This is a genomic window from Janthinobacterium sp. BHSEK (genome assembly GCF_056174685.1).
Genome location: NZ_JBWBYV010000272.1, coordinates 1 through 567 on the forward strand (window position 1 = coordinate 1; position 567 = coordinate 567).

At 50.8% G+C, this 567-nt stretch carries 1 pseudogene; it reads left to right on the forward strand.

Annotation, left to right across the window (positions count from 1 at the left end):
• Positions 1 to 261 precede the first annotated feature (261 nt).
• Positions 262 to 411, forward strand: a pseudogene (locus AC0V2Y_RS29000) (IS481 family transposase); the annotation flags it as partial.
• Positions 412 to 567: the final 156 nt, after the last annotated feature.

Here is a 567-nt window from a genome sequence, read left to right on the forward strand (position 1 = left end):
GGTCCGCTGGCGTGAATTGCGTGCCGGCCACCGGTTGACGGACTGTCGCCCGCGGACGGAAGTTGCACTTTGTAATAGATCAAGCAAGGATGAGATTTCGCCTGGATGGGCGAGGATGGGCTGCGTCTGCATTGCCGCTGGGTAAGGCGAAGTCTAGAAACGACAACGCCCACTGGCAGGAGTGGGCGTTTCATGGAGACTGTTCTTGGTGGCCCGGGGCGGAATCGAACCACCGACACAAGGATTTTCAAAACAAGGCTCTTACTCAACTATTTAAAGCTCTACAACCACCATATTCCACAACGGGCCATCGGTGCTAAAACACGCATCCAGGCGCTCAAAGAATGGCAGCAAAAGAAACCGGAACTATTCGTCAAGCGCGTTTATGATCAAACGGGACTGGACACGTAACCAAATGACGACTTCAGGTTTGGATTGGGATTGTCCGATACAAGAATATATGCTCATTATTGCTGCAGATTCACTTGGTAGCTGCAGTCTGCCATGTTGGCATAACTTAGCGCATGGATGCTGACTAGTTAGCGGTAGGATTGTTCTCAATAGTAT